The organism is Bacteroidales bacterium (assembly GCA_014860575.1).
GTDB lineage: Bacteria > Bacteroidota > Bacteroidia > Bacteroidales > JAAYJT01 > JAAYJT01.
The window spans coordinates 1-22,660 of record JACZJK010000051.1; the positions used below are offsets into that span (position 1 = coordinate 1).

Annotated in this window: 16 protein-coding genes and 3 tRNA genes; 10 read left to right on the top strand and 9 right to left on the bottom strand. The window is 43.7% G+C overall.

Annotated elements, in window-relative coordinates; translation table 11 throughout:
- Window positions 1-326: 326 nt before the first annotated feature.
- On the bottom strand, window positions 327-821 hold the full coding sequence (locus tag IH597_13445) for a hypothetical protein (GenBank protein MBE0663459.1): 495 nt from the start codon (window positions 819-821) through the stop codon (window positions 327-329).
- Between the two features lie 217 nt (window positions 822-1,038).
- Here IH597_13445 and IH597_13450 point away from each other — a divergent pair, with 217 nt between their 5' ends.
- From IH597_13450 to IH597_13460, 3 genes are all read left to right on the top strand, one after another.
- Complete coding sequence (locus tag IH597_13450) at window positions 1,039-2,316, top strand: T9SS type A sorting domain-containing protein (GenBank protein MBE0663460.1); 1,278 nt, start codon at window positions 1,039-1,041, stop codon at window positions 2,314-2,316.
- Window positions 2,317-2,430: 114 nt separating this feature from the next.
- Entirely contained in the window at window positions 2,431-2,982 is a 552-nt protein-coding gene (locus tag IH597_13455) for a hypothetical protein (GenBank protein MBE0663461.1), read from the top strand.
- Between the two features lie 6 nt (window positions 2,983-2,988).
- Entirely contained in the window at window positions 2,989-3,714 is a 726-nt protein-coding gene (locus IH597_13460; GenBank protein ID MBE0663462.1) for a T9SS type A sorting domain-containing protein, read from the top strand.
- A 184-nt stretch (window positions 3,715-3,898) separates the two neighbouring features.
- Here IH597_13460 and sucC read toward each other — a convergent pair whose 3' ends face one another.
- Together sucC and IH597_13470 are read right to left on the bottom strand one after the other, a co-directional pair.
- Window positions 3,899-5,089 carry an ADP-forming succinate--CoA ligase subunit beta gene (sucC, locus tag IH597_13465; protein ID MBE0663463.1) on the bottom strand — a complete coding sequence of 397 codons (1,191 nt, stop codon included), beginning with the start codon at window positions 5,087-5,089 and terminating at the stop codon, window positions 3,899-3,901.
- A 29-nt stretch (window positions 5,090-5,118) separates the two neighbouring features.
- Window positions 5,119-5,292: a hypothetical protein gene (locus IH597_13470; GenBank protein MBE0663464.1), complete on the bottom strand. Its 174-nt coding sequence runs from the start codon at window positions 5,290-5,292 to the stop codon at window positions 5,119-5,121.
- A gap of 326 nt (window positions 5,293-5,618) precedes the next feature.
- Here IH597_13470 and IH597_13475 point away from each other — a divergent pair, with 326 nt between their 5' ends.
- The 4 genes from IH597_13475 to IH597_13490 all read left to right on the top strand — a co-directional run bounded on the left by IH597_13475 (window position 5,619) and on the right by IH597_13490 (window position 13,696).
- Complete coding sequence (locus IH597_13475; protein ID MBE0663465.1) at window positions 5,619-8,045, top strand: carbohydrate binding family 9 domain-containing protein; 2,427 nt, start codon at window positions 5,619-5,621, stop codon at window positions 8,043-8,045.
- Window positions 8,046-8,207: 162 nt separating this feature from the next.
- Complete coding sequence (locus tag IH597_13480; GenBank protein MBE0663466.1) at window positions 8,208-8,867, top strand: ABC transporter ATP-binding protein; 660 nt, start codon at window positions 8,208-8,210, stop codon at window positions 8,865-8,867.
- A 41-nt stretch (window positions 8,868-8,908) separates the two neighbouring features.
- Complete coding sequence (locus IH597_13485) at window positions 8,909-11,662, top strand: hypothetical protein (protein ID MBE0663467.1); 2,754 nt, start codon at window positions 8,909-8,911, stop codon at window positions 11,660-11,662.
- A 555-nt stretch (window positions 11,663-12,217) separates the two neighbouring features.
- Window positions 12,218-13,696 carry an aminotransferase class V-fold PLP-dependent enzyme gene (locus IH597_13490; protein ID MBE0663468.1) on the top strand — a complete coding sequence of 493 codons (1,479 nt, stop codon included), beginning with the start codon at window positions 12,218-12,220 and terminating at the stop codon, window positions 13,694-13,696.
- 188 nt (window positions 13,697-13,884) lie between these two features.
- Here the strand turns inward: IH597_13490 and IH597_13495 are convergent, their stop codons facing one another.
- From IH597_13495 to IH597_13510, 4 genes are all read right to left on the bottom strand, one after another.
- A complete protein-coding gene (locus tag IH597_13495) occupies window positions 13,885-14,394 on the bottom strand; it encodes an N-acetyltransferase (GenBank protein MBE0663469.1) in 510 nt (169 codons plus the stop codon).
- 172 nt (window positions 14,395-14,566) lie between these two features.
- Window positions 14,567-14,821, bottom strand: coding sequence for a hypothetical protein (locus IH597_13500; GenBank protein MBE0663470.1), 255 nt, complete (start codon window positions 14,819-14,821; stop codon window positions 14,567-14,569).
- A gap of 113 nt (window positions 14,822-14,934) precedes the next feature.
- Window positions 14,935-15,009, bottom strand: a tRNA-Pro gene (locus IH597_13505).
- A 13-nt stretch (window positions 15,010-15,022) separates the two neighbouring features.
- A tRNA-Ser gene (locus tag IH597_13510) sits at window positions 15,023-15,109 on the bottom strand.
- Window positions 15,110-15,285: 176 nt separating this feature from the next.
- On the opposite strand from IH597_13510, the gene IH597_13515 reads away from it, so the two are divergent.
- Window positions 15,286-16,602 carry a metallophosphoesterase gene (locus IH597_13515; GenBank protein MBE0663471.1) on the top strand — a complete coding sequence of 439 codons (1,317 nt, stop codon included), beginning with the start codon at window positions 15,286-15,288 and terminating at the stop codon, window positions 16,600-16,602.
- A 190-nt stretch (window positions 16,603-16,792) separates the two neighbouring features.
- Here IH597_13515 and IH597_13520 read toward each other — a convergent pair whose 3' ends face one another.
- Window positions 16,793-18,196: an alkaline phosphatase gene (locus IH597_13520; GenBank protein ID MBE0663472.1), complete on the bottom strand. Its 1,404-nt coding sequence runs from the start codon at window positions 18,194-18,196 to the stop codon at window positions 16,793-16,795.
- A gap of 103 nt (window positions 18,197-18,299) precedes the next feature.
- The gene (locus IH597_13525) at window positions 18,300-19,844 is read right to left on the bottom strand and encodes an AbgT family transporter (GenBank protein MBE0663473.1); all 1,545 of its coding nucleotides are present in this window, start codon (window positions 19,842-19,844) and stop codon (window positions 18,300-18,302) included.
- Window positions 19,845-20,467: 623 nt separating this feature from the next.
- On the opposite strand from IH597_13525, the gene IH597_13530 reads away from it, so the two are divergent.
- Both IH597_13530 and IH597_13535 read left to right on the top strand, forming a co-directional pair.
- Entirely contained in the window at window positions 20,468-22,318 is a 1,851-nt protein-coding gene (locus IH597_13530; GenBank protein ID MBE0663474.1) for a peptide MFS transporter, read from the top strand.
- A gap of 93 nt (window positions 22,319-22,411) precedes the next feature.
- Window positions 22,412-22,485 (top strand) — tRNA-Arg (locus tag IH597_13535).
- The last annotated feature ends 175 nt before the right edge of the window (window positions 22,486-22,660 follow it).

Below are 22,660 nucleotides of genomic sequence, written 5' to 3' on the forward strand. Positions count from 1 at the left end.
TCAAAGTTCCGGATTAAGAGAGATTCAACTAAATGTGGACTGCTGCTGCCGCTGCCTACTGCCGCTTTTTCGGGTTCATAATTCGAATGTTCTATTGTTCTATTGTTGGTTCAAGGTTCAAGGTTCAATGTTCAAAGTTCCGGATTAAGAAAGATTCAACTAAATGTGGACTGCCGCTGCCTACTGCCGCTTTTCCGGGTTCATAATTCGAATGTTCTATTGTTCTATTGTTGGTTCAAGGTTCAAGGTTCAATGTTCAAAGTTCCGGGTTCGAGGTTTATGGTTTAGAAAGTTTAGAGGGTTTAGTGAGTTTAGAGTTTATCAGATCATTTTGCTGCGTTAAACCGTGTTTGCCCTGATCGCTGCTCCGGGATTATGGTTTGTATAAACGACACTTCTTCCTTGATGTGGCAGCTTTTGCAGGCGGCATTGTACGTTCTGAATGCCTGGCTGAACTGCTCAGGATCTTTTGAGTCAATGGCTTGCTGCATGATTTCGGTTGGTGTGCCAAGAAATTCCAGCGAGTTTACTTTGCGTTCGGGGCGGCGCTCAAACCCTTTCTCCATGGCCTCGTTGATATGCTCCAACTGGTAATTGGCATATTCCCAGTTTTGGTCTTGTCCGGCCCAATATAACTCTTCATATCGGTAGTGCACCTCCATCATCGTTCTTGAAAAGCCATCATACTGTCGCTCAATGATTTCAACCTTGTCTGCATTGCTGCCTTTTATCCAGTCACCATCAGGCAAATTCTTTTCCGAACCGCTGTTGCAGGACCACATGATTGCCAGGATTGCTGCTATTGCCAATAACTTGCTCATAGTAATTGATACGATTGATTTAGGCCGGTAAATTTAGGAATATTTTTTCAACCACTAAGGCACTAAGTTCACTTAGTACCACTTAGTGAATCTTAGTGTCCTCAGTGCCTCCCGATAACCATCGGGAGTGGTTTAATAACGAAATTATATTGCACCACGCAATGCTTTATAGCGTATATTTACAAACCATTAACTGTATAACAAAAACCATCACACCATGAAACAATTAACTACTTTTCTTCTTGCGATCCTGCTATACCTTTTTCCACGCCTGTATGCACAGGATTTCTGGGAGTTAATGCCTTTTCCCGATAGCCTTACCATAACCTGTCTTGCTGTAAACCAGCAAGGTGATATTTTTGTTGGAACCAATACCCTAACAGCTTATGATGGGGTGTTTCGCTCACAGGATGCAGGTCAAACCTGGGAATTGGTTCTTGATATGGGGCTTTATGGGCCGTCTTCAATAGCAATAACCGATAATGGAGTAATTTTCGTATTAGGTGGAGGGCCTGGATGGTATTTAACAAAATCGTCTGATAACGGTCAAACCTGGGAATCATTTTCTATGCCCGATTATGGTGGAAGCGTAAAAATAGTAGTACAAGGAGAGGACACCTTGTATGTAAGCCAATGGGCATCCAGTGGCGCTATGCTGCTAAAATCCGAAAATGGAGGCTTAGACTGGGAAGTGGTTTTTACGACAGAAAACCACGTCAGCGAATACATCAGTGATATTGCCATTGCCCCCAACAGCGATATTTTTGTTAGCCTGGACTGTTTCTACCCCAATATGGGCGGGGTGTATAAAGCAACTGATGACGGGGCCACATGGGAGTTCTTAGGATTGCTCAACCACAAAGTAATAGCGGTTGAAGTAAATGAGCAGGGGGACTTGTTTATAGGCGTCCGCGACAATTCCCTGGGGATTGGATGGGCTATTTATGCTGTATATCATGATAATCCACAAATGGTTGAATGTCTGGATGGGCCTGCTGTATATGATTTAGCTATTAATTCGGCGGGGCATATATATGCCAGTACCGGCCTTGGTGTAATGGTTTCTAAAGACAATGGATTTACTTTCGACTTTGAAAATAGCGGATTACCTCTTGGTGCTAAAGGGGAATTATACTGTGATACAGAGGATTATATATATGCATTATCTGGTGGTGCTCCTTCAAATATTATATATAGAACAGTTGAACCAACAGTAGGAATCAAAGAACTTTCAAACTTTGCAAGTAGCCACAATATTCAGATTGCCCCCAATCCTGTACAAGGCTTGTTTCAGGGAAGATTTAATGGCAACATTCCGGACGGCACATACGCTTACACAATTTCAGGCTTAAGCGGCAATAATATAGTAGAGGGAAGCTTAATGCTTTCACAGAATTCGTTTTCTATTGATATCTCTTTTCTGCCGCCGGGGTTTTATCTCTTAAAAGTAAATTGCGATGGATTCGTTTACACATCAAAAATCATTAAAACCTGATGCGTTCAATGGTTCGCAGAACCTGAGAAGTTTGACAACTAAGGCTTTTTTTCCAGCATTGTTTTATAGCGTATTTTTACAAGCCCGTAACTGCTTAAAAAACATTAGCACACCATGAAGCAAACCATCGCATTTCTTTTTATGATTCTGCTATTTCCCTTTCCACGTCTATATGCGCAGGATTTTTGGGAAACATTGCCTTTTCCAGACAGTTTGCACATTGCATGTATAGCTATTAATTCAGAAGGTAGCATTTTTGTTGGCACTGTTACATCAAATGTAACAAACGGAATCTATCGTTCAGAAGATTCAGGAGAAACCTGGGAAATAGTATTAAATACTTCCAATTTTCAAATATATTCCATGACTATCAGTGTTTCCGGGAATATCTATGTAAGTAAAGGTGGATTTGATCCGTTCATAGTGTCTTATGATAACGGCAATACATGGCAGATACTAAATATACCTTATTATACCCCATTTTCAAAGATACATTGTATCGGCACAGATACTATACTGTGCGGTGCATCGAGAAGTATAGGAAGTGGAGTTGTTTTATTAAGAACTATTGACGAGGGTAGCAACCGGGATACACTTTTTATTACCGAAACTCATCCTAGTGAATATATTTCAGATTTAGCAATAACTGGTAACGGGGATATTTAAATAAGCATGATGTGCTTTTACCCTGAAATTGGTGGAGTATATAAATCAACGGATAATGGGCTTACATGGGATTATGTCGGTTTGCAAAACCATCAGGTTCAAGCTGTGGAAGTGAACGCCGAAGGGGATCTGTTCATAGGTGTTTATGGTAATTTTATTGGTGGAGGGGGCGGAATTTATGCTATATATCACGACAATCCGCAAATTATTGAATGTCTGTACGGTCCTGATGTAAACGGTTTGGCAGTTAATTCGGCAGGTGATATTTATGCAGGTATAGGCTGGCCTGATGGTATTATTGTTTCTACGGATAACGGAAACACTTTTGAATTTAATAATTCCGGATTACCGCAGGGCCCAGTTGGGAAACTGTATTGTGATCATCAGGATTACATTTTTGCATTATCTCCTGTATCTGTGAACTGGATGTGCAAATCTATTGAACCAACAGTAGGAATCAAAGAAATTTCAGTCTTTGCAAACATCCACAATATTCAGATAGCCCCCAATCCTGTACAAGACATATTTCAGGGAAGATTTAATGGAAGCCTTCCAGACGGTAGCTACGCTTACACAATTTCAGGCTTAAGCGGCAATAATATAGTAGAGGGAAGCTTAATGCTTTCACAGAATTCGTTTTCTATTGATATCTCTTTTCTGCCGCCGGGTTTTTATATTCTAAAGTTAAACTGCAATGGAATTACTTACACATCAAAAATCATTAAAATCTGATGCGTTAGTGCCCCATCCTATCACTCCCAGCGATCGTATAGGTAAAAGACGTATGACGCTGATTATCCGTCAGACCGCTTGAAGCGGTCGGTCGGTGCAGACAAGGCTTAGCAAAAACTCAATGATTCTAAGTGCCCTCAGTGCCTCCCGATAACCATCGGGAGTGGTTTCATAAAAAGGCTCTCTACTCAACCGCTTTCCTCACACTTTCAGCAGCTTCTTCAAGTGTGATGGCCGATGAAACTTTCAGGCCGGAGTTATCAATCAGCACCTTGGCTTCTTTGGCATTGGTTCCCTGCAGGCGCACAATAATGGGCATATTGATTTCGCCGATATTCTTATAGGCATCAACAATACCCTGGGCAACCCGGTCGCAGCGGACGATGCCGCCAAAGATATTGACAAGGATTGCTTTTACGTTGGGATCTTTTAAAATAATGCGGAAAGCTTCCTCTACCCTTTTGGCATTGGCTGAACCTCCTACATCAAGGAAGTTGGCCGGCTCGCCACCCGAAAGTTTGATCATGTCCATGGTGGCCATGGCAAGACCGGCACCGTTCACCATACAACCCACATTGCCATCGAGTTTCACAAAATTGAGATCGAATTTGCTGGCTTCCACTTCAATGGGATCTTCTTCGTCAAGATCACGCATGGCATGTATGCCGGCATGACGGAATAAGGCGTTGTTGTCAACCACCACCTTGGCATCGGCGGCAAAAACGCGGTCGTCGGCAGCTTTGATCACGGGGTTGATCTCAAACAGGGAAGCGTCGGTGCCTTCGTAAGCTTTGTAAAGGGCGGCAATAAACTTCACCATTTCCTTGAAAGCGGTTCCCGAAAGATCGAGGTTAAAAGCTACCTTGCGGCACTGGAAAGCCTGTAATCCAACTTTAGGGTCAATCTCTTCGGTGAAAATAAATTCTGGGGTTTCATCAGCTACCTTTTCAATATCCATCCCGCCCTTGGGCGAGTACATAATCATGTTGCGACCCTTGGCCCGATCCAGCAAAATACTTACATAAAACTCTTTGACATCCGATGGGCCAGGATAATAAATATTCTGCTCAATAAGTATCTTGTTCACCTTCTTGCCGGCAGCGCTGGTTTGCGGCGTCACCAGTTGCATGCCCAAAATAGCTTTGGCATATTCCTTCACTTCATCCAGGCTCTTGGCGATCTTGACTCCACCGCCTTTGCCGCGGCCTCCGGCATGGATCTGGGCTTTCACCGCCCATTTATCTGTTCCTGTGGTTTCCTGCAAGGTTTTGGCTGCCTGCAAAGCTTCTTCTGGTGTAAAAGCTACCATTCCTTCCGGCACTTGCACGCCGTACTGTTTCAAAATTGATTTCGATTGATACTCGTGGAGGTTCATGTTGTTCGTGTTTAAATAGTGTAAGGCGTTCAGGGTTCAAGGTTCAAAGTTCCGGGTTTGGCGTTCGGTGTTCGATGTTCCGGGTTCAAGTTCAACGTTTGACGTTCGAGGTTTGACGTTCCGGGTTCTGGGTTCCGGTCGCTGAGCTTGTCGAAGCGCCGGGTTTCGTGTTCGAGGTTCGGCGTTCCGAGTTCGGCGTTCATGTAATCCGCTATGGTAAACAATTTCCGTGACATTAAAATCTTCATCCGTGTATACGTGGCATTAAAAAAAACATTCGTGCATTCGTGGCAAAAAAAATCATCCGTGCATCCGTGGCTAAATAACATTCATCCGTGAATCCGCCCCGGCGGACACGTCCGTGGCAATAAAAATTTCATCCGTGAATCCGTGGCATTAAATACATCATCCGTGGCAAACAAAATCCAAAAATAGAAAAACCATCCTTCCCCTCACCAGATTTTTACTTTTAACAGACGATAAGCCAAAATTATTCGTTTAACGTCTTAAAATTCACAAGAGATAACAGATGCTGCTGAGGTTTTGTTTACTGCTTTTTCTAATCCCACACATTCTTAACGCCAATCCCATTCCTAAAACCGCCACTGCTATCCGGACTCCTGTGCCGCCTATCATGGACGGACAATTGGATGAACACGTCTGGCTCTTGTCTGAACCACTTACGGATTTTCATCAGTACGATCCTGTTTTCGCTGCTTCCGCAAGCCAGCAAACCGAAGTCCGCATCCTTTACGACGACCGTGCACTTTACATTGGCGCCCGACTTTACGATTCAGATCCCAACAGTATTCTCACCCAATTAGGAAACCGTGATGACGGTCTTAATGCCGATTTATTCGGTATCCAGTTCGACACCTATTACAATGGACTTGATGCCTATGTTTTTGAGGTGTATGCTTCGGGCGTGCAATGCGACAGCCGCCGCAGCGACGACACCTTTAATGCAGTGTGGGAAAGCGCCGTTGCATTTGACCAGAAAGGCTGGACGCTTGAGATGCGCATCCCCTGGTCGGCACTCCGCTTCCCGGCCAATGAAAAACAAATCTGGGGACTGCAATTACATCGTTCCATCCGCCGTCACCGCGAAATGCTGCAATGGGCGCTGGTTCCCAAAGGCACCTCAAACACGCTGGCCTATTGGGGCGAACTGCATGGACTTTCAAATATCGAACCACCGCTCAGGCTTTCCTTCACGCCTTTTGTATCATCAATGGTTGAGCATTATCCATACAATATTCCTGGCGCCAGCAATTACTCTTCAACCTACAGCGGTGGCATGGATCTGAAATATGGCATCAATAAAAGTTTCACCCTCGATATGACCCTGATGCCCGATTTCAGCACTGTTGCCTCGGATCATGAAATTAAAAATCTTACTGCCTTTGAAACGGTGTATGATGAGAACCGCGGTTTTTTTAATGAAGGTGTTGACCTGTTTCATAAAGGAGATATTTTTTATAGCAGGCGTATCGGGCGAAAACCGCAACTTTACAATACAGTTCATAATGAATTGCTTGAAGGCGAATTTATTCACCGCAACCCCGACAGGGCACAGCTACTCAATGCGACCAAGGTTTCGGGTCGAAACTCATCCAACCTTGGAATTGGTATTTTCAATGCCATGACCGCCAACACCTATGCGATAGCTGAAGATTCGCTTGGCCGCCAAAGACAGGTTCTTACCGAACCCTTCACCAATTACAGCATTTTGGTTCTGGATCAAGGCCTTAGTTTCAACTCTTCTGCCTACCTGATCAATACGAATGTGACGCGATCGAATAAATTTGATAATGAAAATGTTACGGCTGCCGGGGTCACATATTATGAAAAGAGGAACACCTATAAGTTTGATGCTTCGGGAAAATTAAGCCAGATCTACAATAAGAATATTCAAAACGGTGATAAAAAACCAAATGCAGTGGATATTGGCTACAGATACGACCTGGGTTTTGCGAAGGTTAAAGGGCAATGGCAATATAACTTTTGGTTCAATGCCATGAATGATCGTTACAACATCAATGGATTGGGTTTGAACCATACAAATGATGAAATCAATAGCGGAGGAAAGGCTTCATACAATATTTACGATCCGTTCTGGCGCCTTCTCAACTTTTCAACTACAATAGTTTTTGATAATTTGTCTCGGATGAGTACAGGAAAAAATACCGGTCGTTTTGCAAGTTGGCGGGCCAGTGCTACTACCAGAAAACACCTGAGCATCTGGGGCGGTGTAACCCAATCGCTCAAACGTAGCTACGACTATTACGAACCCAGGGTGAAGGATCGGTTTTATATTACGCCACTTTACACATGGGCGAACTTCGGCTTTTCAAGCGACTACAGAAGGGCATTTGCATTGGATGGCGGAATTGAGATCGGAACCAACGAAGAAAAATATTTCACGAAATCCATCACGATCCGGCCTATTTTCAGGTTCAGCGATAAGTTTACAATGGACCATGTGCTTCGTTTGTCAGATCAGGACAATGACCGGGGTTATGTGAGCCGCGATAACAACCAGGTTTTTTTTGGCAACCGTGACATCAGAACCCTTGAGAACACATTAAGCAGCCGGTACATGTTCCGAAATAACTTGTCGCTTAGTCTTTGGTTGCGCCATTACTGGATCAGAGGAGAATACGACAATTATTATGATTTACAGACAGATGGGCGGCTAGTGCTAAACCCGGAATACATCATTGATCATGATTTTAACTTCAACACTTTTAACATTGACCTGTTGTTTAACTGGGAGTTTGCTCCCGGAAGCAACCTCAGCGTAGTGTATAAAAATGCAATCATGCATGAAGAAACATACCCGGTATACAATTTCTTTGATAATTTTGGCAACACGCTCGATAGCCCTCAGTTGAACAGCCTCACGGTTAAGTTTCTGTATTATTTGGATTATCAGATGTTAAAACGGAGGGGTTGAGAAGGACTTAGAGACTGAGGGAGGGGGAGAGATGGAGAAAGTGAGATTTGGTGACATAGGGACTTAGAGACTTAGGGAAACGGGGAAATGGAGACGGGGTGGCCATTGAACTTTGAACCCGGAACCTGGAACTTGGAACCTTGAACATTTATAAACGTACGGATGATAACAGCAAACAACATTCATAAAAGCTACGGAGCGCTTAAGGTGCTGAAAGGGATAGAACTAAGCATAGCCAAAGCTGAGATCATTTCTGTGGTTGGAGCCTCGGGAGCCGGCAAATCAACATTGCTGCACATCCTCGGTTCGCTGGATAAACCTGATTCTGGCAGTGTATTTATCAACAATACAAATATCAGCAAACTTAATGACAAGAAGCTGTCGGCATTTCGAAATAAGCACATTGGCTTTGTTTTCCAGTTTCATCACCTGCTCCCTGAGTTCACCGCAATGGAGAACATTTGCATTCCTGCCTTTATCTCGGGACTTCAAAAAAAGGCTGCTACAGAAAAAGCCATGAAGCTTGCCGAATTTCTCAGATTTTCTGAACGCCTGCATCATAAACCATCTGAACTTTCTGGCGGAGAGCAGCAACGCGTTGCTGTGGCCCGCGCGCTGATCAACGATCCTTTTGTAATATTTGCCGACGAACCTTCCGGGAACCTGGACTCAAACAATGCCAAAGAGCTGCATAAACTCTTTTTTGATCTAAGAGACCAATTTGAACAAACTTTCGTTATTGTAACACATAACCAGGAACTGGCGAACCTGGCCGACCGGAAACTGACCATCGTTGATGGAATCATAATGAACGGTTCGTAAAAGAATAAATTAAAACCAACTGAACAACACTTGAGTTTACAATGACTTACAAAAGTTTTAGTCTGATCCTGCTTCTCGCAATTCTGATTTTTATTAGCCCTTCGGCCCTGGGACAACAGCCTGGAGGCGAAAGTTACGAGAGCATCATTCTGCGTGCAGAACAATTGATGGATCAAAAGAATTACAAGCAGGCAAAAGCTGAATATGAGAATGCCCTGCGCGCCAATCCCGAAGCAAACTATCCAAGGATCAAACTTCAGCAGATCAGGGAAGTATATGTTGACCCGGATGATGCCCGGCGTTACAACAGTTATATCAGCGAAGGCGAACGACTCTATAATCAACAGGATTATAAACAAGCCCGCGAACAGTATTTCTGGGCCAATGTGCTGAAACCGGAAGAAAAGCAACCGCTGGCTAAGCTCAAAGAAATTGATGGGCAGTTGAAGGAATTGGATCGCAAGAAAATACTCTACGATAAATCAATCATAATCGCTGACTCGCTTTTCAAGCTGATGGATTACCAGTCGGCGATGAATGAGTACCTGTATGCTTCCGGTCTGCTTCCAAATGATACTTACGCCAGGAACCGGGTAAATGAAATCAATAAACAGTTTGAAGCTACCCGGCAGGAAAAACAGGCATATCAACAACTTGTTGACAAAGCCGATCAGCTTTACATGATCCAGGATTACAATGCCGCATTAAAAGCTTACAATCAGGCACTGCAACTGAAGCCCGGGGAGAGTTATCCGCTGAGCATGGTTGACCGGATCAATGCCATGGCCGACGACCAACGTTCAATTGAATCCGTTTATGCCAGTGTGATCGAAAATGCCGACCGGCTGTTCACCGAATCGGATTTGAATGCATCAAAGGCCGCCTATGAGCACGCTCTTCGCCTGAAACCTGCTGAGAAATATCCCCGGGAACGTATCGCACATATTGAAACTATACTTGCTGAGTACGCTACTTCAGAAGAAGCCCGGCTGGAAGCCCTGGCGCTGGCTACAAAGTATTACCAGGACAAAGAATATGAAAATGCACTTGCCCAGTTTAAAATAGCAGAAAAGATTAAAGCATTGACTGATGATCAGGCAATCGTTGTAGCAGAAATTGAATCAATTCTTGAAGCTGAAAAGGCTTACAATACTTTGCTTGCAACTGCCGATAACTCTTTCGCTGGTGCAAAATACCCGGAGGCCCGCGAGCAATACACGCAGTTGTTGAAGATGAAACCAGAGGCTGCGCATCCGGCTTCACGCATCACTGAAATAGATACCCTTCTTGCGAACCTTGAACAGCAGGAAGCAGCATACCTTGCAGCAATCACTGCGGCTGATAATGCTTTTGACGACAAAGATTATGAGCAGGCATTGGATTCGTACAAGCAGGCCAGCAATCTGAAGCCTTCGGAAGCACATCCCAAACAACGCCTCGAAAAAACCCAGGCAGTTGTTGATTTCCTCTCTTCGGCTGCTGATTATTTTATGAACCAGGATTACCAGTCGGCGCTGGAACAATACCGTAAAGCTGAGGAAATATTGCCTCTGAAAGAAGACGAGCTTGCACAAATACGCGAGATTGAGGTTCTTATCGAAAATGAAAAGGCATATACTGCGCTCAGAACCAATGCGGATGAGCTTTTTGCTTCAAAAGAATACAACAATGCCCGCCAAAAATATGATGAAGCACTGCAACTCAAGCCCGGTTCAAACCATGATGCGAACCGCATTAAGGAAATCGATGGAATCCTGGCTGCCATTGCTGAAAAGGATCAAACCTATGTAAAGGCCATTGAGGCGGCAGACCTCGCCTTTAAGAACCAGGAATACAAACAGTCACTTGCAGCTTATCAGCAAGCGGCTTCGCTCAAGCCAGAGGAAGAATACCCCGGGAAACGGGCAGCAGAGGTTCAGGAAATAATTAAAGAAATTGAAGCAAAACAGCTTGCTTATAATGAAAATATTGGGGTGGCGAACACAAGGTTTGATGCCGGTGAGTACCAGCAATCCATTGCAGCCTACCAGGAAGCGCTAAAATACAAGCCAAAAGATCAGTATGCCGAAAATCGCATCGCTGAAGCCCGCAGCCTGGTAAGTGAAGCTGAGATCAACGAATCCTATGCAAATGCTGTAAGTTCAGCGCGATTCCATGAGGATAACAAAGATCTTGTGAGCGCACTTTCTTCATGGGAAACGGCTGCCGGACTGAAACCCCAGGAAAGCCTGCCCAAAGAAAAATTGTCTGAATTAAGTGGCATCGTAGCAGCTGAACTGCGAAAAACCCAGGAAGCATACGACAAAGCCATCGCCGATGGCGACCGCTATTTTACTACCAAGGTTTTTGATCAGGCCATTGAATCCTATACCGAAGCCGGACGTTTGAAACCCAACGAAAGCTACCCAAGCGAACAAATAGATGCCATTAGGAAGTACATCGAGGAAAGAGCCATTGTTGACCTGGTAAGCTCGCCTGTCAGCGTAGTTTCAGGCGATGAAAAGCGCTTCGATTTTTCACCCGTTGACATGCGGGTTCGCAGGAATAACTATGTAATCCTTACACTGCGGTTTGCAAATACGGAATCTTCCCGCTTCTTCCTTAACTATGGTCTTGATTCCCAGAAAAGCGGAGGGATCGTTCTCAGAAATCCAGGCGGAAAAGAAGAGACACAGTTTATTGTCAGGGTAAGCTCGCAAGACCGCTGGTACCGTATTGATAATAACTGGCTCAGCATTTATCCCGAAGGTTCAGATGTGGAAATAGTTCAGCTACGCATCTCATCGGGGGACTAAGGCGTTCGGCGTTGCGGGTTCAAAGTTGATTCCACTTCGAAAAGTCTTTTCACCCCTAAATCCCCTACAGGGGACTTTCACAAATTGCTGATTTTTAGAGTTTCCCCTTTAGGGGTCAGGGGCTAAAAACGATAAAAATCAGCAATTTCTGATTTTTCGGAGTGGGCTCTATGTTCCATGTTCAAAGTTCAAAGTTCCGGACACTGAGCCTGTCGAAGTGCCGGGTTTACCTCTATTCATAATTCCATTACTCCAACCAGTCAACCAATTGACTTATCAACCATTCACACACTATATTACTGCATACCTGAATCACGTTGGTTAAGTCAGTCAATCCCCCTAACCCACTTCGCCAAGGGGGACGCGCTCTTCGCAAGCTTAGCCACAATACTCCATCACTCCATCACTCCATCACTCCATTATTCCATTACTCCAACATTCCAACCAATTAACCAATTAACAAATTGACCTTCAAAGCCTAGCCAACAAAAACTCACAGATTCGCATCTTGCCATGAATTTACTCTCATTTTTTTTCTGACCTTTGCTTCCGGCAATGAAACCAAAGCAAGGCATGGAAGAATATTTCAGGAAATTCAGGAAAAACATCGTTGGGATTGACCAATCCTACGATTCCCCATATGGTAAACAGAAAATTCTCTATGCCGACTGGATCGCAAGCGGCCGTTTGTACGCCCCGATCGAAGAAAGAATTTATAAGGACCTGGGGCCTTTTGTTGGTAATACCCATACCGAAACAAGCGAGACCGGAACCTTGATGACCAAGGCTTACCATCATGCCCAGCAGCGGATCAAAAAACATGTTAATGCAGGTGAAAACGATATCCTCATAAGTACTGGCAATGGAATGACCGGTGCCATTGTGAAGTTTCAGCGTATTCTCGGGTTAAAATACTGTGGGCAGCTTTTTCATCACGATTGTTTAAAGGAATCAGAAAAGCCTGTGATTTTCATCACGCATATGGAGCACCACTCCAATCATACCTCATGGTTCGAAACAATGACCGATGTGGTAGTGCTCGAACCTGGCAAAGACCTGCTGGTTGATCCTGAAAACCTGAGAATACAACTTGAAAAATACAAAAACCGTAAGCTGAAAATAGGGTCATTCACAGCATGTTCAAATGTTACCGGAATTCATGTTCCATACCACGAACTCGCGAAAATCATGCATGAGTATAACGGGTATTGCTTTGTTGATTTCGCGGCATCGGCACCCTATTGTGAAATAAATATGAACCCTGAAGATCCCTCAGAGAAACTCGATGCCATTTTCTTCTCACCGCATAAATTTCTTGGCGGCCCGGGATCAGCCGGTGTGCTAATTTTCGATAAAAGCTTGTATCATAACCCTGTGCCCGATCAGCCGGGAGGTGGCACGGTAGATTGGACCAATCCCTGGGGCGAATACAAATACGTTGACAATATCGAAGCACGGGAAGATGGCGGCACACCCGGCTTCCTGCAAACCATCCGCACTGCCCTGGCCATTGAGTTGAAGGAGCAGATGGGAACGCAACAGATTTGCAAGCGGGAAGAGCAATTGCTGCAGAAAGCTTTTGATGGGCTCCTGAAAATTCCAGGTATACATATTCTTGCAGACACGGTGCGGGATCGTATTGGCGTGATTTCTTTTTATATTGAGAACCTTCATTATAACCTGGTCGTAAAACTTTTGAGCGATCGCTATGGAATACAGGTTCGTGGGGGCTGCGCTTGTGCCGGAACCTACGGGCATTACCTGCTGGATGTAAGTTATGAAAAATCGAAGTTGATAACTGAAAAAATTACTTCTGGCGATCTTTCTGAGAAACCGGGTTGGGTTAGGTTATCTCTGCACCCTGTAATGACTGACCAGGAAGTTGATTTTATACTTCAAGCCATTGCAGATATTGTGAAAAACTATGATAGTTTCCAGAAAGACTATATTTACAACAAGTACACCAACGAGTTTCATCATATTAATGATGGCGAACGCCAGGCCAACATCGTAAAGGGTTGGCTAAAACTCTAATTGCTCTTTCCAAAAAAACAACTGGCTAGTAACAAAATTCCGAATACCCGCATAGAGGCTGCTTTAGAAGCTCGAAATCTTGTCATCCTGAACGCAGTGAAGGATCTCTTTTAAGCCTCAAAACCAGATCATTCGTTACACACAGGATGACAAAGAACATTAAAACTCAGAAGAAGTTAGATAGCCTCTCACGGCCTCAATATCAAGCCATAATAGTATTGCCCGCATTTGTTGTGGTCATACTCAGCAACCTCATGTAGAAATCCCCATTTTTCGAACGCAAACTTTTTCAGTAAGCTGACGCTTGCCTTATTGTGTTCCAACAAGATAGCTATCAACACACTGAAGTTTAGTTTTGGGGCTTCATTGATGGCAAATTCCAAAAGTTGCGAACCCACTCCCCTACTCCAGAAATCACGGTGAATGTAATAACTGATCTCAGCTGTGAACTTTAACGCTTGCCGCCCCGATCTGTAAGGACTGAAAGAAATCCAACCTATTACCGCGTCATTGGCAACGGCAACATATACAGGAAATAAAGCTGGTTCATGATATTCGAACCAGCTTTTACGTTCTTCAATCGTAAGCGGGGAAGTATGAGCCGTTGCCTTTATTTCAATAGCCTGGTTGTAGATTTCATCAATCGCCTGAAGGTCTTCAGGTACAGCTAGCCGTATTGTTACTAGTTGCTGGAGCATAAATGGATTTGTTTTAAACCTTTACATTCAAGAAGAACAAGGATTACCTTAAGTGAGATTGCTTCGGTTAGTTAAGGAACAGCGATTAATGAGGTGCCCTACTAACAAAGAAAATCATAATTCGTTAATCCTTGTTCTCAAATCAATTTATCTTATGATTTTAACATTTCACCTAGCAAACCCAACCCAACCGCTGTAATTCTGCACGAAAAGTGTTTTTGTTAATTGTATAGCGAAAAAATTCATCCAGGCAAATTTCAAAGGATTCAAATGCTTCATCTTCTGATTTCCCATAACCACTAACGTCCAATGCCGGACAGTAGACAACCTGAGAGCCACTGTCTTCAAACAAAATTAACGGTAAGTGAACATCAACCTTATGACTATGGCCTTCCCATGTTCCACTAATTTCAATCTTTTTACCCATAAGTGTATAGTTTCAGCAAAGCTAAGATTTAATTATGTTTTGTTAGCTAAAAATGTTTACTAAGCAAAACAGCCACTCACATTTTTTATGATGTAAGTGGCTGTTTTTAAGTGTCGGGGTAGTAGGATTCGAACCTACGACCCCCTGGTCCCAAACCAGGTGCGCTAGCCGGGCTGCGCTATACCCCGAAATATTGTCCTGCGGTGAAGGGGGGATTCGAACCCCCGGTACCGTTTCCAGTACGACAGTTTAGCAAACTGTTGGTTTAAGCCACTCACCCACCTCACCGGATATGGTTGTAAAGAGCGTTTTCACCTCCCAAAACGTTTTAGGGAGTGCAAAAATACAAAAATCATTGTTCCCTGCAAGACATTGATCAATTATAAAGAAAATTGTTTTCAGAACCACAATTCATACCAATAGCAATCAAAGCATTACCTTTAGCGATCCAAAATTAAAATCGCGTGATAATAAGTAAAAACCTTTATAAAGCCGGATACCTGACTGTTTTTATACTTGCTTTAGCCATTGCAGCCTGGCGCATGCCGGCCTATGCAAGCCGAATGCCCTGGCTTTTAACTATGGCGATTGCCGATTTATATTTATTTTGGCATTTATCCTCAGGCGGCATAATCAATAAGCCTTGGCTAAGAAAAGTCCTGGTTTTCATTACAGGATTGCCTTCAGCATTACTGATGCTTTTTTTCCTTTCACTGGCATTTTTGAGTCCGGTAGATTGGAATCCAATACTCCGAACTTACCTCTTAGGGTTTGTTGTGTTTTTCTATCTGATCCGGTTAATGCCCTTGCTGGTGCTGATACTTTTTGATTTGCGCAAATCCATTACCCAACTAGCTAGAAAATCTTTTCACTTAGCCAACAAAAGAGTCTGGCTCAAGATATCCGCTGTTTTTTCTGCAATTCTTGGTATTGCTATGATAATGGGAATGACTTTGTGGGTGTATGATTTTGAAATTATTGAAGAAGAAATTCATATTGAAAACCTCCCAACAGCCTTTGAAGGATATCGGATTGTGCAACTTTCCGATATACATTTGGGCCGCTGGCACTCTCAAAAACCTTTGCAAAAAGCTGTTGAGATGGTGAATTCATTGGATGCTGATCTCATTGCTTTTACCGGCGATCTGGTCAATTATGCCACTTCTGAGGCCTTGCCTTTCACAGAAACGCTTTCATCACTGAGTGCGAAAGATGGCGTTTTTGCCGTGCTGGGAAATCACGATTACGGCGACTATATGCGCTGGCCAAATGCGCATGCAAAAGAAATGAACGACACTTTGATGAATAATGTAATCAAAGGAATGGGCTGGTTCCTGCTTGAAAACAGAAATGTTAAACTATTTCGCGACAAACAATGCATTGTTGTCGCAGGCACCGGCAATTACAGCGACAACGAACATTATCCAGACAGATCGGATGTTCGACTTTCCCTGGCAGGAATCCCCGATTCTTGCAAAGTAATACTGCTTACGCATACTCCTTCCATTATTGGCCCAGAATTGCTACAAAAACAGCATGTTGATTTAATCCTTTCAGGCCATACACATGGTTTACAACTTGGATTAAAAGTCGGGAAGCGTAAGTATAGTCCGGCATCCATAATTTACCAGTATTGGGGCGGTTTGTTCAGCATAGAAAATAACGGGCAGGGAAAGAGCTACATATATGTGAACCGCGGACTGGGTCATATTTTCTTTCCGTTTCGCATTGGTATGAAGCCGGAAATAACCTTGCTTACTTTAAAGTCAATGAAAGAATAGTTGTTCAGGGATTGCATTTTTTGTGATGCTGTACAATCGGAAATTCATGGAGTAATGGGGTAATGCAGTGATGGAGTAATGAAGTGATGTATTTGATTGCCAACTGCAGACTGCCAATTGCCAACTTTTCCATGACGGAACAAAGATCAGGCTGCTCGTTTCAAAGAGATACAAGAGAGTGATCGGAATACTAGCGGTTCCACAACAAAAATATCCCTTGTGCGATCTCTGTGTTCTGAACGAAAGGCCCTCTTACCGGATCGGTTTCATCAGCCAGGAAATTGAAAATTTCACTTCCTTTTCCACGAATATAAACAGGGACCAAAGCATTCGTATGATCATCACTAAACCAATTCATTGCAGGAAGCTGCCCCTTGCCATTGTTTTTAATTGTTGTCAGCACATTTGCTCCATCAGACTCTCCCCATAGCATACCGGTTTCATGATCGCTTGTAACCACGATAAGTGTCTCGTCCCAACTGCTGTTTTTTTCGACCCAATCAACTACTGCTTTAATGGTGTTGTTGAAGTCATCCATTTCTTCGATCATCCTGCCGGGATGGTTGTCGTGGCCTGCCCAGTCGATAGCCCCACCTTCAACCATCAGAAAAAATCCATTCGAATTCTGGTTCAGCACATTTACGGCTGCCATTGTCATTTGCTCAAGCGAAGGCACGCCGGGAGTGAAGGGCCGCTGAAAAGGTATGATTTCTTCATTTCCGCTTCTTGATTGTTGTAAGGTTGAACGAACCTGAGGAATTCCAAGCAAGCGGGCCGGCAGGTTCTGTCCTGAAGCGATTGCTGCAAACTTCGTACTGTCGGTAATCAATGTCCATGCATCTGGCTCTCCATCACCACTAATGTCTGGCAAAATATATTGCTGGTTTTCAACCATGAAAGTTGTTGCAGGCTCGGTACCATCCAGTTGCGACCACAATTCAGCTCCTCCAAGGTATCTGAAATCTGCTTCGGCAATGATGCCATCATTCGTGTACATTGGATGACCACAACCCATAAGTACATCCAGGGTGCTTTGTAATATTTGTTGCCGGGCAATCTGCTCATAGTTACTGCGACTTTTATTGTGCGCTGAGAAAGCTGCTGGCGTAGCGTGTGATATCTGAACACTGGTAACGACACCTGCTGCCTTTCCTTTTTCCTTTGCGAACCGGGTCAGGTTTTTGAGGGTGTCGGCATTGACACCCATTCCAATAGCGCCGTTATATGTTTTACGCCCTGTGGCAAGCGCTGTTCCAGCCGCACCAGAATCTGTGTAATCCTTTCTCAGGTAGGCGGTATCGCTCCATACGGCCCGTGGGTTGTAGCCTCCTGCAGCAATTTTTACTGAATCCATTCTGATAAATGCCGGATAACTGGCTTGCGCAAGCTTCTGCCATTCCCGCCCTTCAAATTCCATATTACCGGTTTCACCAAAAAGGTAAATACTTGCAGCGTCAACATGATTAAAACCCATGCCATCGCCAATAAAAACTATAACGTTTTTGGGTGCATCACGCTGAGGTTCAGGTTGACCACAGGATTTCATGATCACTGGTAACAGGATAACCACAAGGTATATCAATATTTTTCTCATAGCGAATTATTAAATGGTTCGAACCCACAAATGTAGCAATTGAGGCAACACTGAATGCCAGTTAATAAAAACTTAACACTAAATGCAAAGCTGACTAATACGACTATTTAGGCATGTACAGCGGGCCATCGGGTCCTAACGGCAAACCTAACAGCATCCAGGCTACCAGCAGAATAATCCAGAAGATGGTAAGGAAAAAGGTATAAGGAAGCATGGATGAAATAATAGTCCCGATCCCATAGCGCTCGTCATATTTCTGTGCGAACGTGACAATGAGTGCGAAATAGCTCATCATAGGCGTAATCAGGTTCGTAACTGAATCACCAATACGGAAAGCAGCCTGGGTAAGACTGGGATGGTAGCCAAGCAGCATCAGCATTGGAATAAAAACCGGCGCCATGATTGCCCATTTAGCCGAAGCGCTTCCCATGAAAAGATTAATAAAAGCCGAAAGCAAAACAAATGCAATGATCAATGGTATGCCTGTCAGGCCAATATTGCTGAGGGTTTGAGCGCCATTGATGGCTACAACCAGCCCAAGATTGCTGTAGCTGAAAAAGTACACAAACTGGGCGGCGAAGAAAACCAGCACTACATACCCGGCCATGCCGGCCATTGACTTTGTTATGTATTTTACAATATCCTTATCGCCTTTAACGGTTCCCACAATAAAACCATAAATAACACCGGGTACGAAGAAGAAAATGAGAATACCAATGATCACTCCATCGAAAAATGGCGAATGTAACACTGATCCTGTTTCCGGATCGCGCAATAAACCATTCTCGGGGATGATGCTCCATGCCAGGAATGCAATCACTGCCAGGATGCCCACCCCTGCCCATCCTAAACCTTTTTTCTCAGTTGCATTAAGCTTATCAACCGGAATTTGCTCAGCATTGCCGGTATATTTTCCGAGCCGTGGCTCAACAATCCTGTTGGTAACCCAGGTACCAATTATAATGATCAGAAACCCGGAAACAAACATAAAGTAATAGTTGACCACAGGATTGATCACCATTTCAGGATCGAGTATTTGCGCGGCAGTAGTAGAAAGACCCGCAAGGATCGGATCAACAGCGCCAATAAGAAAATTGGCCCCAAAACCGCCGCTCACCCCGCAAAACGCTGCTGCAAGGCCAGCCATCGGATGCCGTCCCATAGCATGAAAAATCATCGCTCCTAAAGGAATAAGCAATACATAACCTGCTTCTGATGCAAGGTGTGAGAGAATACCGGCTGTTACTACTGCGGCAGTGATCATACGGGGTGGCGCTCCCAGCACAAGAGCCCTGATCATCACATTAAACAAACCGGAACCCTCGGCAACACCAATGCCAACCATCACCACCAGTACGAAACCCAGGGGAGGAAAAAGGACAAAGTTCCGGGTAATATTGGTATATATCCAGCGAATTCCATCGCTGCTCAACAGGTTGTTTACGGTCAACGGTTCGCCACTTACCGGGTGTATGGCCTGGTAATCGAAGTAAGATGTCAGCCAGGAAACTACAACCACCAGCAAGGCAAGCAGTGCAAATAATGTGGCTGGATGTGGTAATTTGTTTCCAATAATTTCAATGTAATCGAGCGATTTGATAAAGGCCTTTGAAAAAAAGCCGCGGATGGCATCAATGGGTTTTTTCATGGATTTTCGTTTTATAATTTGATTTTCTCTCTAATTGACACGGGTTCATTTTCTGCTGGTCGTACCTGGCTTGCAACAAAAAAATAAGGCCATCGCATTCCAGGTGGTTTAAACCGTTGCGGTGGTCTTTTTGTTGCAAAGGCCTTTTGTTTAATTACAGTCCAACAAGCCTTTACGGTGGCAAATATAAATAAAAAACCAGAACGGGAAATTGGCAGGTACTTTTTAGGTTGCTGCCTGGCATGGTTCAGACCCAAATAATGAGCCCGCTCCGACAAGTTGTTTTGAACCACAAAGACAAATAGCCACATAGAAATCACACAGTTTATATAACCGATAACTTGCTATTTAATGAACAATATGATTTCTAGGTGACTAAAAATTAAGAAATGCATATTGAGCCTATCGGAGTGGAATTAATAGTGAATTTTGAACTTGATTCATTTGGGTTCAGAAATAATCCTCCACCAAAATTCCCTCTTGACGAAAGTGTTTAAATAGACTATTTAAGAATTAGTAATCCAGGTGGATTATCTGTGTAACGTATGCTAGAAAACGATACATTTGCGCAAAATTTCCCGCAATTTCATTCATAATCATTTTCACTAACAAAACACGCATCTATGCTAAAAGATCATCCAAAAGGTTTACTGGTGGCCTTCTTCACCAACATGGGAGAGCGCTTCGGGTTTTATACCATGATGGCAATCCTGGTAATGTTTCTTCAGGCACGATACGGACTTGATGCCGATTCGGCAGGAAGTATTTATTCGTGGTTCTATTTTGCAATTTATGCCCTCGCGCTTGTAGGCGGTATGCTGGCCGACTGGACCAAAAGGTATAAAACGGTCATCATGGTCGGACAAGTCGTTATGTTCGCAGGTTACCTGATCATTGCCATACCCGGTCTTGAACTCTGGGTTTCGGTAGCTGCACTGCTGATCATTGCATTAGGAAACGGATTGTTCAAAGGTAACCTTCAGGCTGTTGTAGGCCAGATGTACGATGATGAGAAGTACAGGAAATTCCGCGACAGCGCCTTCATGATCTTTTACATGGGTATTAACATCGGCGCTTTTTTTGCGCCATTTGTAGCCAAAGGGGTCAAAGAGTTCTGGCTGAAATACAATGGATTTTACGAAAACGCCAATCTTCCCTTGCTCAGCCATCAGTATCTGAATGGTACTTTACAAGATGTTGACCAATTTCAAACCCTCGCCAATGCAGCGATAATTCCTGATGGCGGAAAGTCAGCCGCGGATCTCACAGCTTTTGCAAACGAATATATTGGGGTTTTTTCTGCAGGTTTTAACTATGCATTTGCTATAGCAGCCGTTGCAATGGTTGTTTCATTGATTGTATATCTGAGTTTTAATTATCTTTTGCCATCAAAGCACAAACTTGCCAAACTTGAGAAAGCTAACAATACCAGCACCGTTAACAAACCCAGCATAAACCTGGGCAATAATGTGAAATATATCTTTATTTCGCTGGGCCTGATGGCAGTTATAGCTGTACTTTTCCATATTGCAGACGGATATACCGATATCGCAGACATTGATTACAAACTTGGCCTGGCCGTTGGATTGTTTGTCGGCTTCGTTTCACTGATGTTCCAAATTTCTACCAAAGAAGAAAAACCACAGGTTGTTGCATTAACGCTTGTTTTCGTGGTGGTTATTTTCTTCTGGATGTCGTTCCACCAAAACGGATTGACACTAACCATGTTTGCCCGCGATTACACCCACCAATATGTAGGGCCTTTCACCAATCTTTTCTTTAACATCTGGTCAATTCTTTCAGTGATTGGCGCCATTGCCGGTAGTGCCATGTTGTTTTTCACAAAGAAAAAAAGCACTCGTCTGATCGGAGGTGCGGCGTTCATTGTATTTGGCTACCTGTGTTACTATTTTGCATCAAATAACGATGCGTTAAACCTGATTTCGCCTGAGGTTTTCCAGTCTTTCAATCCTTTATTTATCGTAGCGCTTACTCCGCTTGTGATGGGAATTTTTGCCTGGTTGGGTAAACATGGCAAGGAACCTTCCTCACCGCGCAAAATTGGAATTGGAATGATTATCGCCGCTTTTGGCTTTGTGCTGGTATTGCTGGCATCGCTGGGATTGGTTTCACCAAAAGACATTACAGGCGCTGTTGAGGAATCCGGAAGGGTATCGCCTTACTGGCTGATGAGTTCCTACCTGATCCTTACAATTGCCGAGCTTTTCCTGAGCCCGATCGGATTATCGTTTGTTGCAAAAGTTGCACCTCCACGCTTCCAGGGATTGATGCAGGGAGGTTGGTTACTGGCCACCGCGATTGGTAATAAATTCCTTTTTGTAGGAAGTTTGATGTGGGGTAAAATAGAGCTTTATATGCTTTGGGGAATATTCATCATTTGTTGCGTTCTTGCAGCAGTGTTTATTTTCTCAATCATGAACAGGCTTGAACGCGCCACAGGTTTCAAAAAATAAACATTCCGGTTCATTTATAAAAAGGCCGTGCTCAATTTAAGGTGCGGCCTTTTTTTATAGTTTAAGGATTTGTTTAATTTTGCACGCCAAAATGGTCCGGTAGCTCAGTTGGATAGAGCAGCAGCCTTCTAAGCTGCGGGTCGTGGGTTCGAATCCCGCCCGGATCACCCAAAAGGCCTGTAAATTATAATGTTACAGGCTTTTTTGTTTTGGGGATTTTTTAATGGTTACAAAATTGGGTTTCTTTTATTTAGGAAAACATCAAGGCGCAGTCCTGTTTGAAAAACCGATATTGTGCGAATGGAGGTTTATTTCAAAAAATCCATATATCGTTATTGCGAC

Coding starts and splice junctions, on each gene's coding strand:
- IH597_13445 (MBE0663459.1), bottom strand. CDS start 821: ATGAGCAAGTTATTGGCAATAGCAGCAATCCTGGCAATCATGTGGTCC.
- IH597_13450 (MBE0663460.1), top strand. CDS start 1,039: ATGAAACAATTAACTACTTTTCTTCTTGCGATCCTGCTATACCTTTTT.
- IH597_13455 (MBE0663461.1), top strand. CDS start 2,431: ATGAAGCAAACCATCGCATTTCTTTTTATGATTCTGCTATTTCCCTTT.
- IH597_13460 (MBE0663462.1), top strand. CDS start 2,989: ATGATGTGCTTTTACCCTGAAATTGGTGGAGTATATAAATCAACGGAT.
- sucC (MBE0663463.1), bottom strand. CDS start 5,089: ATGAACCTCCACGAGTATCAATCGAAATCAATTTTGAAACAGTACGGC.
- IH597_13470 (MBE0663464.1), bottom strand. CDS start 5,292: ATGAACGCCGAACTCGGAACGCCGAACCTCGAACACGAAACCCGGCGC.
- IH597_13475 (MBE0663465.1), top strand. CDS start 5,619: ATGCTGCTGAGGTTTTGTTTACTGCTTTTTCTAATCCCACACATTCTT.
- IH597_13480 (MBE0663466.1), top strand. CDS start 8,208: ATGATAACAGCAAACAACATTCATAAAAGCTACGGAGCGCTTAAGGTG.
- IH597_13485 (MBE0663467.1), top strand. CDS start 8,909: ATGACTTACAAAAGTTTTAGTCTGATCCTGCTTCTCGCAATTCTGATT.
- IH597_13490 (MBE0663468.1), top strand. CDS start 12,218: ATGAAACCAAAGCAAGGCATGGAAGAATATTTCAGGAAATTCAGGAAA.
- IH597_13495 (MBE0663469.1), bottom strand. CDS start 14,394: ATGCTCCAGCAACTAGTAACAATACGGCTAGCTGTACCTGAAGACCTT.
- IH597_13500 (MBE0663470.1), bottom strand. CDS start 14,821: ATGGGTAAAAAGATTGAAATTAGTGGAACATGGGAAGGCCATAGTCAT.
- IH597_13520 (MBE0663472.1), bottom strand. CDS start 18,196: ATGAGAAAAATATTGATATACCTTGTGGTTATCCTGTTACCAGTGATC.
- IH597_13525 (MBE0663473.1), bottom strand. CDS start 19,844: ATGAAAAAACCCATTGATGCCATCCGCGGCTTTTTTTCAAAGGCCTTT.
- IH597_13530 (MBE0663474.1), top strand. CDS start 20,468: ATGCTAAAAGATCATCCAAAAGGTTTACTGGTGGCCTTCTTCACCAAC.